The 14,623-nt window shown below is 63.1% G+C and carries 15 protein-coding genes; 5 read left to right on the top strand and 10 right to left on the bottom strand.

The window, feature by feature from the left end; genetic code table 11:
• Window positions 1-28: 28 nt before the first annotated feature.
• The 8 genes from BLU76_RS00260 to def form a co-directional block, all read right to left on the bottom strand.
• On the bottom strand, window positions 29-322 hold the full coding sequence (locus BLU76_RS00260; protein ID WP_092148825.1) for an antibiotic biosynthesis monooxygenase family protein: 294 nt from the start codon (window positions 320-322) through the stop codon (window positions 29-31).
• Between the two features lie 31 nt (window positions 323-353).
• Entirely contained in the window at window positions 354-1,328 is a 975-nt protein-coding gene (locus BLU76_RS00265) for a zinc-dependent alcohol dehydrogenase family protein (RefSeq protein ID WP_092221008.1), read from the bottom strand.
• A gap of 64 nt (window positions 1,329-1,392) precedes the next feature.
• Complete coding sequence (locus BLU76_RS00270) at window positions 1,393-1,695, bottom strand: ArsR/SmtB family transcription factor (protein ID WP_003177098.1); 303 nt, start codon at window positions 1,693-1,695, stop codon at window positions 1,393-1,395.
• A 216-nt stretch (window positions 1,696-1,911) separates the two neighbouring features.
• Window positions 1,912-2,223, bottom strand: coding sequence for a tetratricopeptide repeat protein (locus tag BLU76_RS00275; protein WP_092148831.1), 312 nt, complete (start codon window positions 2,221-2,223; stop codon window positions 1,912-1,914).
• Between the two features lie 127 nt (window positions 2,224-2,350).
• Complete coding sequence (trkA, locus tag BLU76_RS00280) at window positions 2,351-3,724, bottom strand: Trk system potassium transporter TrkA (protein ID WP_063323586.1); 1,374 nt, start codon at window positions 3,722-3,724, stop codon at window positions 2,351-2,353.
• A 24-nt stretch (window positions 3,725-3,748) separates the two neighbouring features.
• Window positions 3,749-5,059 (bottom strand): 16S rRNA (cytosine(967)-C(5))-methyltransferase RsmB, encoded by a 1,311-nt coding sequence (gene rsmB, locus BLU76_RS00285; RefSeq protein ID WP_092221011.1) that lies wholly within the window; start codon window positions 5,057-5,059, stop codon window positions 3,749-3,751.
• Entirely contained in the window at window positions 5,056-6,015 is a 960-nt protein-coding gene (gene fmt / locus BLU76_RS00290) for a methionyl-tRNA formyltransferase (RefSeq protein ID WP_092221014.1), read from the bottom strand. The genes rsmB and fmt overlap by 4 nt, the downstream gene beginning before the upstream one ends.
• A gap of 70 nt (window positions 6,016-6,085) precedes the next feature.
• The gene (gene def, locus BLU76_RS00295) at window positions 6,086-6,592 is read right to left on the bottom strand and encodes a peptide deformylase (RefSeq protein WP_003196300.1); all 507 of its coding nucleotides are present in this window, start codon (window positions 6,590-6,592) and stop codon (window positions 6,086-6,088) included.
• 169 nt (window positions 6,593-6,761) lie between these two features.
• Between def and BLU76_RS00300 the strand changes: the two genes are divergently transcribed.
• The 3 genes from BLU76_RS00300 to BLU76_RS00310 all read left to right on the top strand — a co-directional run bounded on the left by BLU76_RS00300 (window position 6,762) and on the right by BLU76_RS00310 (window position 9,581).
• The gene (locus BLU76_RS00300; protein ID WP_092148840.1) at window positions 6,762-7,787 is read left to right on the top strand and encodes a LysM peptidoglycan-binding domain-containing protein; all 1,026 of its coding nucleotides are present in this window, start codon (window positions 6,762-6,764) and stop codon (window positions 7,785-7,787) included.
• 80 nt (window positions 7,788-7,867) lie between these two features.
• On the top strand, window positions 7,868-8,962 hold the full coding sequence (gene dprA / locus BLU76_RS00305; RefSeq protein WP_092148842.1) for a DNA-processing protein DprA: 1,095 nt from the start codon (window positions 7,868-7,870) through the stop codon (window positions 8,960-8,962).
• Between the two features lie 61 nt (window positions 8,963-9,023).
• Window positions 9,024-9,581 (top strand): L-threonylcarbamoyladenylate synthase type 1 TsaC, encoded by a 558-nt coding sequence (locus BLU76_RS00310; protein WP_014335849.1) that lies wholly within the window; start codon window positions 9,024-9,026, stop codon window positions 9,579-9,581.
• Between the two features lie 189 nt (window positions 9,582-9,770).
• Here the strand turns inward: BLU76_RS00310 and BLU76_RS00315 are convergent, their stop codons facing one another.
• Window positions 9,771-10,748, bottom strand: coding sequence for an NADPH:quinone reductase (locus BLU76_RS00315; protein ID WP_063323591.1), 978 nt, complete (start codon window positions 10,746-10,748; stop codon window positions 9,771-9,773).
• A gap of 329 nt (window positions 10,749-11,077) precedes the next feature.
• On the opposite strand from BLU76_RS00315, the gene hemF reads away from it, so the two are divergent.
• Window positions 11,078-11,992, top strand: a complete 915-nt coding sequence (gene hemF / locus BLU76_RS00320) for an oxygen-dependent coproporphyrinogen oxidase (protein ID WP_063323592.1) — start codon at window positions 11,078-11,080, stop codon at window positions 11,990-11,992.
• Window positions 11,993-12,005: 13 nt separating this feature from the next.
• Entirely contained in the window at window positions 12,006-12,827 is an 822-nt protein-coding gene (gene aroE / locus BLU76_RS00325; RefSeq protein ID WP_092221017.1) for a shikimate dehydrogenase, read from the top strand.
• Between the two features lie 115 nt (window positions 12,828-12,942).
• Here aroE and BLU76_RS00330 read toward each other — a convergent pair whose 3' ends face one another.
• Window positions 12,943-14,511 carry a SulP family inorganic anion transporter gene (locus BLU76_RS00330; protein ID WP_092221019.1) on the bottom strand — a complete coding sequence of 523 codons (1,569 nt, stop codon included), beginning with the start codon at window positions 14,509-14,511 and terminating at the stop codon, window positions 12,943-12,945.
• Window positions 14,512-14,623: the final 112 nt, after the last annotated feature.

Raw genomic sequence — 14,623 nt, forward strand, 5'->3', positions numbered from 1 at the left:
ATTTATTTTCTGCCCCCCTTCGTCAGCCCTAAAAGCTGCCCCCTTCAACATGGTAAACCCTCGGCTCCTCCGAAAAATATTCCTCCAACCCCATCATGAACAGTCGATGGTCTTCACTCGCTTCGAAGCCCGGAGAGTGGTCTTCCAGCGATTGCCACCGCACGATCAGGTTGAACTGCTCGGGGGTTTCGATCCCTTGCGCCAGCATGTGGCCGCCGTAACCCTTGGCCCGTGTGAGCAATGGAGCGACCTCGGCAAATGCACGTCGAAACGTTTCGATGCGTTCTTTGTAAACAGGAAGCACAGCGATTTCGTAAACCATGACGCACCTCTGAATTGGTTAAAGTCCGCACTTACGGAATGAGCGATGGCTCGACGGCAATCGCGATTTTTCCTCGAAGACCGTTGTTGGGGCTTTCCAACCGGGCATGGGCCAGGGGAATGTCGGCCAGCGAATAGACGGCGCCGACGTGGGGGCGCAGCTGACCGCGGGCTATCAATGCGCTCAGCTCATCGAGCTTGCCGCGGTTTTGCCGGGTGAACACAAAGTGATAGCTCGCGTTCTTGCCCCAGGCCTGGACGAGGTTTTGTGGCTGGGCGATGTCCACGATCGAGACGACGCGGCCCAGTTGCGCGAGGACGTCGGGGCTGCGGGACAGTGTGTTGCCGCCGATGGTGTCGAATACGACATCCACGCCGTGGCCAGCGCTTTCCCGGAGGACAGCGTCGACATAATCTTCTTTCTCGTAGTCGATGATCACGTCGGCACCCAAGTTGCGGGCGAACTCAGCGTTTGCTTCGCGCACAGTGGTGAACACCCGGGCGCCCATGGCTTTCGCCACTTGGATCGCGACATGTCCGACACCTCCAGCGCCGCCATGGACAAGAATGCTCTCCCCGACCCTGAGCGCCGCGCGCACCACCAGCGCTTCCCACACCGTCCCGCCCACCAGGGTCAGGCTTGCGGCCTCAAGATGGCTCAGCTCGGGCGGTTTCTTCCCGACAATGCTCTCGGCCGCGACGTGGTACTCGGCATAGCTGCCTGACCCTTCAAATATTTGCGGGGTGTACCAGACTTCGTCTCCAGGCGCGAAGGTGGTCACACCGGGCCCAACGGCTTCGACCACGCCGGATACGTCGTGGCCGGTGATGGCCGGCAGTGGCACCAGGTCGGGATAGTCGCCGCGTCGAACCTGGTAATCCAGCGGGTTGATGGAAGTGGCGTGTACGCGGACCAGGACTTGTCCCGCTTGCGGAACGGGTTTGGGCACGTCGCGGAGTTCGAACGATTCAGGACCGCCGAATGATTTAAGCATCATCGCTTTCATAGTAAATCCTCGTATCGATAAAAAGGGATATCGGAATATCTCGATATCCTGTGGTAAAAAAACGCTACAGGTCTTTGCCAATGATCTCGGCGAGAGCACTGATGGTGGCTTCATTGCGTTTGTAATAGGTCCACTGGCCGATGCGCCTGACTTCGACCAGGCCCACCCGTTGCAACGTGGCCAGATAACCGGACACCGTTGACTGCGACAGGCCGATCCCTTCCTGGATACTGCTGACGCAGACGCCGACCGTGTGAACGTCACCCTCATCCTGCGGGGGGAAGTTCTTTGCCGGATCCTTCAAACCTTTCAGGATTTGGAGACGTGTCGGGTTTGAGAGGGCTTTGAATATTTCGAGTAGGTCCATGTGGCGAGGATATCGAGATTTTTCGATATGTCAATACGTGAATTGGGATAGCTCATGAGCTGGGGTTTTGAGGCTGCTTCGCAGCCTGGCGGGGATGAATCCCCTCACCACAGGGAGTTGTCTGTCGCTTGCTTGGGGGGCTGGTATTGAATATGAGTGCTTCGCACTCAAGCGGGAGCAAGCTCCCTCGCCACAAAAAGCTGTTTTTGTGTGGATTCAGGGATGGCGATCCAGTTTCTTGAGGAACACAGCCATCTCTTTCTCGGCCTGTTTGTCGCCGTGGGCGCGGGCGGCTTCGAGGCCTTGTTCCCAGGCTTGGCGGGCGGCCGGTAGGTCGCCTTGGCCTTGGTGGGCCTTGCCCAGTAGTTTCCAGGCGGCGGAGTATTTGGGGTCGAGTTCGACGCAGCGTTGGAAGTGTTCGGCGGCACGGGTGAATTCGCCGAGGTCGAGGTAGCCTTTGCCTAGGCCGAAGCGCAGCAGAGAGTTATCCACACCCTTGGCGAGCATTTTTTCCAGGGAATCGAGCATTTGAAACTCCTGCGTTCTGTTCCTGTGGCGAGGGAGCTTGCTCCCGCTGGCCTGCAGAGCAGGCCCATCTTTGGCGGCTGCTTCGCACCCGAGCGGGAGCAAGCTCCCTCGCCACAGGGCCGTGTATTCAGAAGAAGCTCAACCCCACATGGAACAGCTTCTCGACGTCGCGAATGTGCTTCTTGTCCACCAGGAAGAGGATGACATGGTCGCCGGTCTGGATCGTGGTGTCGTCGTGGGCGATCAGGACTTCTTCGTCGCGGATGATCGCGCCGATGGTGGTGCCGGGCGGCAGGCCGATGTCGCGAATGGCTTTGCCGATGACTTTGCTGGATTTGGCATCGCCGTGGGCAATCGCCTCGATGGCTTCGGCCGCGCCGCGGCGCAGGGAGTGGACGCTGACGATGTCGCCGCGGCGCACGTGGGCCAGCAAGGTGCCAATGGTTGCCAGTTGCGGGCTGATGGCGATGTCGATGTCGCCGCCCTGGATCAGGTCGACGTAGGCCGGGTTGTTGATGATGGTCATCACTTTCCTGGCCCCCAGGCGCTTGGCCAATAGCGACGACATGATGTTGGCTTCGTCGTCGTTGGTCAGGGCCAGGAAGATGTCGGCGTCGGCGATGTTTTCTTCCAGCAGCAGGTCGCGGTCCGAGGCACTGCCCTGCAACACCACGGTGCTGTCGAGGGTGTCGGAGAGGTAGCGGCAGCGCGCCGGGTTCATCTCGATGATCTTGACCTGGTAGCGGCTTTCGATGGCTTCGGCCAGGCGCTCGCCGATCTGTCCGCCGCCAGCGATGACGATGCGCTTGTAGTTCTCATCGAGACGGCGCATTTCGCTCATCACGGCGCGAATATTCGCTTTGGCGGCGATGAAAAACACTTCGTCGTCGGCTTCGATCACCGTATCGCCCTGGGGCAGGATCGGCCGGTCCCGGCGGAAAATCGCCGCGACCCGCGTATCCACATTCGGCATGTGCTCGCGCAACTGGCGCAGTTGCTGGCCCACCAGCGGCCCGCCGTAGTAGGCCTTGACCGCCACCAGTTGGGCCTTGCCTTCGGCAAAGTCGATCACCTGCAGGGCGCCGGGGTGCTCGATCAAACGCTTGATATAGTTGGTCACCACCTGCTCGGGGCTGATCAGCACATCCACCGGGATCGCTTCGTTGTCGAACAGGTCGGCGCGGGTCAGGTAGGCCGCTTCGCGCACCCGGGCGATCTTGGTCGGGGTGTGGAACAGGGTGTGGGCAACCTGGCAGGCGACCATGTTGGTTTCGTCGCTGTTGGTCACGGCCACGAGCATGTCGGCATCGTCGGCGCCGGCCTGGCGCAGCACTGTCGGGAGCGACCCGCGGCCTTGCACGGTGCGGATGTCGAGTCGGTCGCCCAAGTCGCGCAGGCGTTCACCGTTGGTGTCGACCACGGTGATGTCGTTGGCCTCGCTGGCCAGATGTTCCGCCAGCGAACCGCCGACTTGTCCTGCGCCGAGGATGATGATTTTCATCCAGTCACTCCTATCGAATCGGTCTTAACCGCGCGCGGCGGCGATCTTGATCAGCTTGGCGTAGTAGAACCCGTCGTGCCCACCTTCCTGGGCCAGCAACTGGCGGCCATGGGGCTGTTTGAGGCCGGCCTGGCTGGCGATGTCCAGTTCCCGGGCACCCGGGGTGCGGGCGAGGAAGGCCTCGATCACTTCGGTGTTCTCGGTCGGCAAGGTCGAGCAAGTTGCGTAGAGCAACATGCCGCCGACTTCCAGGGTTGGCCACAGGGCATCGAGCAGTTCACCCTGCAACATGGCCAGCGCCGCAATGTCGTCCGGCTGGCGGGTGAGCTTGATGTCCGGGTGGCGACGGATCACTCCGGTGGCCGAACACGGCGCGTCCAGCAGGATGCGCTGGAACGGCTTGCCGTCCCACCAGGTCGCGGTGTCGCGGCCGTCGGCGGCGATCAGCTCGGCCTCCAGGCCCAGGCGTTCGAGGTTTTCCTTCACGCGCACCAGGCGCTTGGCTTCCAGGTCCACCGCCACCACGCCGGCCAGCTTCGGCTCGGCTTCGAGGATGTGACAGGTCTTGCCACCCGGCGCGCAGCAGGCGTCCAGCACCCGTTGGCCGGGCGCCAGTTCCAGCAGGTCGGCGGCCAGTTGCGCGGCTTCGTCCTGGACGCTGATCCAGCCTTCGGCGAAGCCTGGCAGGGCACGCACATCGCCCGGGGTTTCCAGCACGATACCGTCGCGGCTGTACTGGCACGGGATGGCCGGGATACCCGCCTCGCCCAGCAACGCCAGGTAGGCATCGCGGGTATGGTGGCGACGATTGACCCGCAGGATCATCGGCGGATGGGCATTGTTGGCGGCGCAAATGGCTTCCCACTGCTCGGGCCAGAAGGCCTTCAGGGATTTCTGCAACCAGCGCGGGTGGGCGGTGCGCACCACCGGGTCGTGTTCCAGCTCGGCCAGCAGGGCTTCGCTTTCCCGCTGGGCGCGGCGCAGCACGGCATTGAGCAGGGCCTTGGCCCAGGGCTTTTTCAGCTTGTCGGCGCAGCCCACGGTTTCGCCGATGGCGGCGTGAGCGGGAACGCGGGTGTAGAGCAACTGATAAAGCCCCACCAACAGCAGCGCTTCGACGTCGGCATCGGCCGCTTTGAAGGGCTTCTGCAACAGCTTGGCCGCCAGGGCCGACAACCGTGGCTGCCAACGGGCGGTGCCGAACGCCAGGTCTTGGGTGAAACCGCGATCACGGTCTTCCACCTTGTCCAGTTGGGTCGGCAGGGAACTGTTGAGGGAGGCTTTGCCGCTGAGGACGGCGGCAAGTGCCTTGGCGGCGGCCAGACGCGGGTTCATGAGGCGTCCGTCGCTTGGCCGAGCACAGTGCCGACGGCAAATTTCTCACGGCGACTGTTGAACAGGTCGCTGAAGTTCAGCGCCTTGCCACCGGGCAGTTGCAGACGCGTCAGGCACAGCGCTTGTTCACCGCAGGCGACGACGAGGCCGTCCTTGCTGGCACCGAGGATTTCACCGGGTGTGCCCTGCCCTTCGGCGTAACTGGCCGCCAGCACTTTCAGGGCTTCGCCGTTCAAGGTGCTGTGGCAGATCGGCCAAGGGTTGAAAGCCCGCACCAGGCGCTCCAGCTCAACAGCTGGGCGGCTCCAGTCGATGCGAGCTTCGTCCTTGTTCAGTTTGTGCGCGTAGGTGGCGAGGCTGTCGTTCTGCACTTTACCTTCCAACGTGCCGGCAGCCAGGCCGGCGATGGCCTCGACCACCGCCGGCGGGCCAATGAGCGCGAGGCGGTCGTGCAGGCTGCCGCCGGTGTCTTCGGCACTGATGGGGGTACTGACCTTGAGCAGCATCGGCCCGGTGTCCAGGCCGGCTTCCATGCGCATCACAGTCACGCCGCTCTCGGCATCGCCCGCTTCCACGGCGCGCTGGATCGGCGCGGCACCGCGCCAGCGCGGCAGCAGCGAGGCGTGGCTGTTGATGCAACCCAGGCGCGGGATATCCAGCACCACTTGGGGCAGGATCAGGCCGTAGGCGACCACCACCATCAAGTCCGGCTTCAGTGCCGCCAGCTCGGCCTGGGCATGCGCATCGCGCAGGGTCGGCGGCTGCAACACCTGGAGGCCGTTTTCCAACGCAAGTTGCTTGACCGGGCTGGGCATCAGTTTTTGTCCGCGACCGGCCGGCCGGTCCGGCTGGGTGTAGACCGCGACGATTTCGTGGGGGCTGGTCAGCAGGGCCTTGAGGTGTTCGGCGGCAAATTCGGGAGTGCCGGCAAAGACGATGCGCAGTGGCTCAGTCATGGGTAGCTCTCAATTACAAAGCAGTCGCAAAAAGAAAAAGGCTTGCCGCGGCAAGCCTTTGAAGGGGGCATCAAGCATTCTGGCGATGAAGTTTTTCCAGTTTTTTCTTGATCCGGTCACGCTTGAGGGTAGACAGGTAATCGACGAACAACTTGCCGTTGAGGTGGTCACACTCGTGCTGGATGCACACGGCCAACAAGCCTTCGGCGATCAGTTCGTAAGGCTGGCCGTCACGGTCCAGGGCCTTGATCTTGACCTTCTGTGGGCGGTCGACGTTTTCGTAGAAGCCCGGCACCGAGAGGCAGCCTTCCTGGTACTGGTCCATCTCGTCGGTCAGGGTTTCGAACTCGGGGTTGATGAACACCCGCGGCTCGCTGCGGTCTTCGGAGAGGTCCATCACGACGATACGCTTGTGCACGTTGACCTGGGTCGCGGCGAGGCCGATGCCTGGCGCTTCATACATTGTTTCAAACATGTCATCGACCAACTGACGCACTTCGTCGTCCACTACGGCCACGGGTTTGGCGATAGTGCGCAGGCGCGGGTCCGGAAATTCGAGAATGTTCAAAATGGCCATAAGCTTGATAAATGCACGTGTGAGGTAAAGTCGGGTGGCTGGCCTGGCGTGTCTTGGGATGCAGGCTACCGTTGTAAAACGTTGCTCTTGTGGAGAATAGCTCCTTAAGCAGCGAGCCACGGGGGCTCCGGCGTTTTACGCGAACGCACATAATAAAGGGATTCACCGCATGAGGAAATCACTACTCGCCCTGCTGCTCCTGGCCTCGGCCGGTATCGCGCACGGGCAAGTGCAACTTCGGGAAGGTTTTCCCCAGCAATACACGGTGGTGACGGGGGACACACTGTGGGACATTTCCGGCAAGTACCTGCGCGAGCCGTGGAAATGGCCGGAACTCTGGCAGGCCAACCCGCAGATCGAAAACCCCAACCTGATTTATCCGGGCGACACCCTGTCGCTGGTCTACGTCAACGGCCAGCCGCGCCTGACCCTCAATCGCGGCACTTCGCGGGGCACCATCAAGCTGTCGCCGCGCATTCGCAGCTCGCCAGTGGCCGACGCCATCCCGAGCATTCCGCTACAAGCCATCAACAGTTTCCTGCTGAGCAACCGCATCGTCGACACGCCTGAGGATTTCAACAAGGCCCCCTATATCGTCGCCGGCAATGCCGAACGGGTGCTCAGTGGCATGGGGGATAGGGTCTTCGCCCGTGGCTCGTTCGATGCGAACCAGACGGCGTACGGCATCTTTCGCCAGGGCAAGGTCTACACCGATCCCGAGACCAAGGAGTTCCTGGGGATCAACGCCGACGACATCGGCGGCGGCGAAGTGGTGGCCAGCGAAGGCGATGTCACCACCCTGGCCCTGCAACGCACCACCCAGGAAGTGCGCCTGGGTGATCGTCTGTTCAGCGGCGAAGAGCGCTCGATCAATTCGACCTTCATGCCCAGCGCGCCGACATCGGACATCCACGGGTTGATCCTGGACGTGCCGCGAGGCGTGACCCAGATCGGCGCGCTGGACGTGGTCACCCTGAACAAGGGCCGGCGCGACGGGCTGACCGAAGGCAATGTGCTGGCGGTGATGAAGACGGGTGAAACCGTACGCGACCGCATCACGGGCGAACGGGTGAAGATCCCCGATGAGCGGGCCGGCCTGCTAATGGTTTTCCGCACCTACGACAAACTCAGCTATGGCCTGGTGCTGTACGCATCGCGCTCGTTGGCGGTGCTCGACAAGGTCCGTAATCCGTAACGGGTCTCACAAGTTACCAACAGAGTTATCCACAGCTTGTTCCGGTTTGTACGGGACTTATAACGGTCAAGGATGATCGCATGTCATTACCTGAATCTACGCCGGTTTCCCCTGCGGAACTGGAGGCCCGGCTACGCCTTCACCGCTTGCCGGAGCTGGGACCCAAACGTTTCATGACGCTGATGGAGGCCTTCGGCTCGGCCTCCAAGGCCATCAGTGCGCCAGCCAGCGCCTGGCGCGCGCTGGGCTTGCCGCTGGCCTGTGTCGAGGCGCGGCGCAACCCGGATGTGCGTGACGGCGCCGCCCATGCACTGGCCTGGCTGGAGCGTGCGGGCCAGCATTTACTGATGTGGGACCAACCCGACTACCCGGCGCTGTTGGCGCAGATCAGCGACGCGCCGCCGCTGCTGTTCGTCGCGGGCGACACCTCGATCCTGGAAAAACCCCAACTGGGGATGGTCGGCAGTCGGCGGGCATCACGCCCCGGCATGGACACCGCGGCGGCGTTTTCCCGAAGCCTGGCCGGGGCCGGTTTTGTCATCACCAGCGGCCTGGCCCTGGGCATCGATGCGGCGGCCCATCAGGCGGCGTTGGATGTTGGCGGGCGCACCGTCGGCGTGTTGGGCACCGGTCTGGAAAATTTTTATCCACAGCGCAATCGTCGGCTGGCGGACGCGATGATTGCCCAGGGCAGCGCGGTGTTGTCGGAGTTCCCGTTGGACGCACCGCCCCACGCCAGCAACTTTCCGCGCCGTAACCGGATCATCAGCGGCTTGTCCCTGGGCGTGCTGGTGGTGGAGGCCAGTGTCGCCAGCGGTTCACTGATCACCGCGCGACTGGCGGCGGAACAGGGCCGCGAGGTGTACGCCATTCCTGGATCGATCCACCACCCCGGGGCCCGGGGCTGCCATCAACTGATCCGCGACGGTGCGGCGCTGGTGGAAACCGTCGAGCACATCCTCGAAGCGCTGCGCGGTTGGCAGCGGTTGCCGCCGGCCTCGGAGCCCGTGCCCGTGACCCATCCGCTGCTGCGCCTGCTGCATGCCGCGCCGCTGAGCAGTGAGGCGCTGGCCGAGGCCAGTGGCTGGGGCTTGCCCAAAGTGCTGGCGGCGTTGACCGAACTGGAGATGGACGGACGCGCCATCTGTGACAACGGACGCTGGTTTGCGCGCTAGGTTTTATGGGGAAGATCGGTAAACTGCCCACAGCCTTATTTGCGTTGCGGGAGAATCTTTCATGGTCAACAGTTGGCGTGTGCAACAAGCCGCGCGAGAAATTCGCGCCGGGGCGGTGATTGCCTATCCAACCGAAGCGGTCTGGGGCCTGGGTTGTGACCCATGGAACGAAGAGGCGGTGGAACGCCTGCTGGCGATCAAGTCGCGGCTGCCCGATAAAGGCCTGATCCTGGTGGCTGACAACATCCACCAGTTCGACTTCCTGTTCGAAGACTTCCCCGAAACCTGGATGGACCGCATGGCCAGCACCTGGCCGGGGCCCAATACCTGGCTGGTGCCGCACCAGAACCTGCTGCCGGAATGGATCACCGGGGTACACGACACCGTCGCCCTGCGGGTCAGCGACCATCCCACCGTGCGCGACTTGTGCTCGTTGGTCGGCCCGCTGGTGTCCACCTCGGCCAACCCCCAGGGTCGCCCGGCGGCGCGTACGCGGATTCGGGTCGAGCAGTACTTTCGTGGGCAGATCGACCTGGTGCTTGGCGGCAACCTCGGTGGACGCAAGAACCCCAGCGTGATTCGCGACCTGGCGACCGGTAAGGTCGTGCGCCCGGACTAGGTCTTTGTGGTGAGCTGAGGGAGCCCCCTGTGGCGAGGGGATTTATCCCCGCTGGGCTGCGAAGCAGCCCTAAAGCAGCAAACTCAATCCTCCTGACACATTGAGTTGTCTGTTTTGGGGGCTGCTGCGCAGCCCAACGGGGATAAATCCCCTCGCCACAGGGCACTTCCTCACCCTAGCGCTGTTTGCTTATGGCAAGAGAATGGTCGACCCGGTCGTGCGCCGTGCCGACAACTCGGCCTGGGCCTTGGCCGCTTCCGCCAGGGGATAACGCTGGTTGATGTCCACCTTGATCTTGCCGCTGCTGATCATCCCGAACAACTCGTCGGCCATGCGTTGCAGGTTTTCGGCGTTGTTGGCGTAAGTCGCCAGGGTCGGGCGGGTGACGTACAGCGAGCCCTTGGCCGCGAGAATTCCCAGGTTCACCCCTTCCACCGCACCCGAGGCATTGCCGAAGCTCACCACCAGGCCACGGGGGGCGACGCTATCCAGCGACGTCAACCAAGTATCCTTGCCAACCCCGTCGTACACCACGGGCACCTTCTTGCCGCCGGTCAATTCAAGCACTCGCTGTGCGACGTTTTCCTTGCTGTAGTCGATGGTTTCCCAAGCGCCGTGGGATTTGGCGATGGCGGCCTTTTCCGGCGAGCTGACGGTGCCGATCAGCTTCACGCCCAAGGCCTTGGCCCACTGGCAGGCCAGGGAACCCACGCCACCGGCGGCAGCGTGGAACAGGATGGTTTCGCCACCCTTGAGTTCATAGGTCTGGCGCAGCAGATACTGCACGGTCAGGCCCTTGAGCATCACGCCGGCCGCCTGTTCGAAACTGATGGATTCGGGCAGATGAACCAGGTTGGCCTCGGGTAACACATGCACATCGCTGTAGGCCCCCAGTGGGCCGCTGCCGTACGCCACCCGGTCGCCGACCTTGAACCGCGTGACGTCCGAGCCGACCGCCTCGACCACGCCCGCGCCTTCGGCACCCAGGCCCGATGGCAACGCCGGTGGCGGATAAAGGCCGCTGCGGTAGTAGGTGTCGATGAAATTCAGGCCGATCGCCTTGTTGCTGACGCGCACCTGCTGCGGGCCGGGCTCGGCAGGCGAGTAATCGACGTACTCGAGCACTTCGGGACCGCCATGGGAACTGAACTGGATACGTTTGGCCATCTTCACTTTCTCCTTGTCGCAGTGATGCTATTGACTTAAGGCCACCGACAAACCCATGGCGAGGGAGCTTGCTCCCGCTCGGCTGCGAAGCAATCGTGATTCGTCGGCGCGGTGTGCCTGATGCGGCGCATTCGGCAAGTTTTGGGGCCGCTTCGCGACCCAGCGGGAGCAAGCTCCCTCGCCACAAGACTTTTTACCAAGCCTGCTATCGGACTCCTAAGCTTGACCGTCGTCAACTGTGGCGTGGGCAAGTGCGGTGGTATCCTGTGCGCCCATTTGCCACCGGCCCGCCATACGCCGCGTAGCGTAGCCCTGATCAAGGTGATGTCATGTCCACTCGCACCGAGGCCGTGAAAGCCTACCTGCTCGACCTGCAAGACCGTATCTGCACCGCCCTGGAAACCGAAGACGGCGGCACTCGCTTCGTCGAAGATGCCTGGACCCGGCCGGCCGGTGGTGGCGGTCGCACGAGGGTGATCGAGAACGGCACGGTGATCGAAAAGGGCGGCGTCAACTTTTCCCACGTCTTCGGCAGCGGCCTGCCACCCTCCGCCAGCGCCCATCGGCCAGAACTGGCCGGGCGCGGCTTCGAAGCCTTGGGCGTGTCGCTGGTCATTCACCCGCACAACCCGCACGTGCCGACCTCCCACGCCAACGTGCGCTTCTTTATCGCCGAAAAGGAAGGCGAAGAGCCGGTCTGGTGGTTTGGCGGCGGCTTCGACCTGACGCCTTACTACGGCGTCGAGGAAGACTGCGTCCATTGGCACCGTGTCGCCGAGCAGGCCTGCGCGCCGTTCGGCCCCGAGGTGTACCCGCGCTACAAAGCCTGGTGTGACAGCTATTTCCACCTCAAGCATCGCAACGAGCCCCGGGGCATTGGCGGCCTGTTTTTCGACGACCTGAACACGTGGGATTTCGACACCTGCTTCGCCTTCATCCGCGCCATCGGTGACGCCTACATCGATGCCTACCTGCCGATCGTACGCCGCCGCAAGCACGATGCGTTCACCGCCAAACAGCGGGAATTCCAGGAGTTTCGCCGTGGGCGCTACGTGGAATTCAACCTGGTCTACGACCGCGGCACCCTGTTCGGGCTGCAATCGGGCGGGCGTACCGAATCGATCCTGATGTCCCTGCCACCGCAAGTGCGCTGGGGCTACGACTGGAAAGCCGAGCCGGGCAGCGAAGAAGCGCGGCTGACGGAGTACTTCCTGCAGGATCGCGATTGGCTGGCGACGGCCTGAACGAGGATTGTCCATGGACCGCTACGTTGTAATGGGTAACCCGATCGGCCACAGCAAGTCGCCGTTGATCCATCGCCTGTTTGCCGAGCAGACCGGGCAAACCCTGGACTACAGCACGCTGCTGGCGCCCTTGGAGGATTTCGCCGGTTGCGCCCGAGAATTTTTCCACGAGGGACGTGGGGCAAACGTCACGGTGCCGTTCAAGGAAGAGGCCTTCCGCCTGGCCGACACCCTGACCGAGCGGGCCCAGCGGGCCGGGGCGGTCAATACGTTGAGCAAACTGGCCGACGGTCGCCTGTTGGGTGACAACACCGACGGCGCCGGGCTGGTCCGGGACCTGACCGTCAATGCCGGCTTCAGTCTCAAGGGCAAGCGCATCCTGTTGCTCGGGGCCGGCGGCGCGGTGCGCGGTGCCCTGGAACCGCTGCTGGCCGAAGCGCCGGCCTCGGTGATCATCGCCAATCGCACGGTGGAAAAGGCCGAATTGCTGGCCGAGTTGTTCGCCGACCTGGGCCCGGTCTCCGCCAGTGGGTTCGACTGGCTGCAAGAGCCGGTGGACCTGATCATCAACGCCACCTCCGCGAGCCTGTCGGGGGATGTGCCGCCGATTGCCGCCAGCCTGATCGAGCCCGGCAAGACGGTTTGCTACGACATGATGTATGGCAAGGAACCGACCTCGTTCTGCCGCTGGGCCAGTGAGCATGGGGCGGCGGTGTCGATGGATGGCCTGGGCATGTTGGCCGAGCAGGCGGGCGAAGCCTTCTTCTTGTGGCGTGGAGTTCGTCCGGACACCGCGCCAGTGCTGGCGGAGTTGCGCCGCCAGTTGGCGCTCTGATCCCCTGTGGCGAGGGAGCTTGCTCCCGCTGGGCTGCGAAGCAGCCCTAAAATACTCGACATGACAGGTTTGCGGGCGCTTCGCACCCGAGCGGGAGCAAGCTCCCTCGCCACGGTTAATCCTCGAAGAGAATCGGGCAATTCTGCGCCCCTTCCAGCTTCTTCAACTCCTCCACCACATGCGGCCTGGCCTTGCGCAACGTCAGGCTACGCCCCTGGCCGCGCAGGCGCCGGGCTTCTTGGTGGAGCATTTCCACCCCGGAATAATCGATGAAGTTGATCTGCTGGGCATCAATCACCACCCGCGGCGCTTGCAGCCGTTGCAACCGGACTTGCAAGTAATGGCTGGCACCAAAAAAGATCGAGCCACCCACCCGTAGGATGTCTGCCCCCCCCTCGTGGGAATGGTGCACCCGCGGCTGTGAAGTGCGTTTGAGGTAAAAGAACAACGAAGCCAGCACACCGGCATAGATGGCGGTTTGCAGCTCCAGCAACAGTGTGGCCAGGCAGGTCAAGCCCATTACCACGAATTCGGCGCGGCTCACGCGGTACAACGCCCGGATGCCGCGGTGGTCCACCAGCCCCCAGGCGATCAGCAGAATGCTGCCGGCCATGGCCGGGATCGGGATGTGCGCGATCAATTTCGCGCCAGCCACCGCGAACAACGCCACCCACAAGGCCGAGAACACCCCGGCCAGGGGCGAACAGGCCCCGGCTTCATAGCTGAGGCCGGAGCGGGTGAAGGAACCGGCCGACAACGACCCAGAGAAAAATCCTCCAACAATGTTGGAAAGCCCCTGCGCCCTCACCTCCTGATTCGCGTCGAGCAATTGCCCGGAACGCACCGACAACGAACGGGCGATGGACAGGCTGGTGACCAGCCCGAGCATGCCCACCGCGACGGCACCGGGCAGCAGGCGCAGGATCAACTCCAGGTCCAGCGGCAGCGGCGTGAACGGCGGCAGGCGCCCGGCGAAAGCGCTGACCAGCGCCACATGCCCGAACATCGCCGGCCACAACCAGACCACCAGGCTGCTGATGACCAAAGTTATCAACAGGCTCGGCCAACGCGGCAGCAAGCGCTTGAGCACCACGCCCAGGACCAGGGTCCCCAAGCCCAGCAGCAGCGATGGCTTATCCACAGCCCCGATGTGGCTGACCAGCATCAGCAGCCCCCTCAACGCCGTGGCTTCGTTCGGCAGGTCGAGGCCCAGCAGGTTCGGCAACTGCCCCAGGGCGATGACCACCGCCGCGCCCAGGGTGAAACCCAGTACCACCGAGTGCGAGACGAAGTTCACCAGTGCACCGAAACGCAGCAGCCCCAGCAACCATTGGAAAATACCCGCCAACACCGTCAACAGCAGGATCAAGGTGATGTAGTCCTGGCTGGCGGGGACGGCCAGCGGACTGACGGTGGCGTACAAGACGATGGAAATCGCCGCCGTGGGCCCGCAGATCAGGTGCCACGACGAGCCCCACAGGCAGGCGATCAGTACCGGCACGATCGCCGCATACAAGCCGTATTCCGGTGGCAAACCGGCAATCAGGGCGTAGGCAATGGACTGCGGCAACGCGAGAATCGCACCACTCAGGCCGACAACAAGATCGCGGCCGACACTGGCTCGGGTCTGCCGGGGCAGCCAGCTCAGGAACGGAAAGAGTGAATGGCGAGTGGGGATTGCCATGGGGCCTCAAAGACTGGGTTTGGCGCAAGAGTATCAGGCGAGTGATCACCCGTGGCGAGGGAGCTTGCTCCCGCTGGGCTGCGAAGCAGCCCCAAAATCTGAGACGGCACGA

It is taken from the genome of Pseudomonas sp. NFACC08-1 (genome assembly GCF_900106735.1).
Lineage (GTDB): Bacteria > Pseudomonadota > Gammaproteobacteria > Pseudomonadales > Pseudomonadaceae > Aquipseudomonas > Aquipseudomonas fluorescens_Q.

Coding starts and splice junctions, on each gene's coding strand:
- BLU76_RS00260 (WP_092148825.1), bottom strand. CDS start 322: ATGGTTTACGAAATCGCTGTGCTTCCTGTTTACAAAGAACGCATCGAA.
- BLU76_RS00265 (WP_092221008.1), bottom strand. CDS start 1,328: ATGAAAGCGATGATGCTTAAATCATTCGGCGGTCCTGAATCGTTCGAA.
- BLU76_RS00270 (WP_003177098.1), bottom strand. CDS start 1,695: ATGGACCTACTCGAAATATTCAAAGCCCTCTCAAACCCGACACGTCTC.
- BLU76_RS00275 (WP_092148831.1), bottom strand. CDS start 2,223: ATGCTCGATTCCCTGGAAAAAATGCTCGCCAAGGGTGTGGATAACTCT.
- trkA (WP_063323586.1), bottom strand. CDS start 3,724: ATGAAAATCATCATCCTCGGCGCAGGACAAGTCGGCGGTTCGCTGGCG.
- rsmB (WP_092221011.1), bottom strand. CDS start 5,059: ATGAACCCGCGTCTGGCCGCCGCCAAGGCACTTGCCGCCGTCCTCAGC.
- fmt (WP_092221014.1), bottom strand. CDS start 6,015: ATGACTGAGCCACTGCGCATCGTCTTTGCCGGCACTCCCGAATTTGCC.
- def (WP_003196300.1), bottom strand. CDS start 6,592: ATGGCCATTTTGAACATTCTCGAATTTCCGGACCCGCGCCTGCGCACT.
- BLU76_RS00300 (WP_092148840.1), top strand. CDS start 6,762: ATGAGGAAATCACTACTCGCCCTGCTGCTCCTGGCCTCGGCCGGTATC.
- dprA (WP_092148842.1), top strand. CDS start 7,868: ATGTCATTACCTGAATCTACGCCGGTTTCCCCTGCGGAACTGGAGGCC.
- BLU76_RS00310 (WP_014335849.1), top strand. CDS start 9,024: ATGGTCAACAGTTGGCGTGTGCAACAAGCCGCGCGAGAAATTCGCGCC.
- BLU76_RS00315 (WP_063323591.1), bottom strand. CDS start 10,748: ATGGCCAAACGTATCCAGTTCAGTTCCCATGGCGGTCCCGAAGTGCTC.
- hemF (WP_063323592.1), top strand. CDS start 11,078: ATGTCCACTCGCACCGAGGCCGTGAAAGCCTACCTGCTCGACCTGCAA.
- aroE (WP_092221017.1), top strand. CDS start 12,006: ATGGACCGCTACGTTGTAATGGGTAACCCGATCGGCCACAGCAAGTCG.
- BLU76_RS00330 (WP_092221019.1), bottom strand. CDS start 14,511: ATGGCAATCCCCACTCGCCATTCACTCTTTCCGTTCCTGAGCTGGCTG.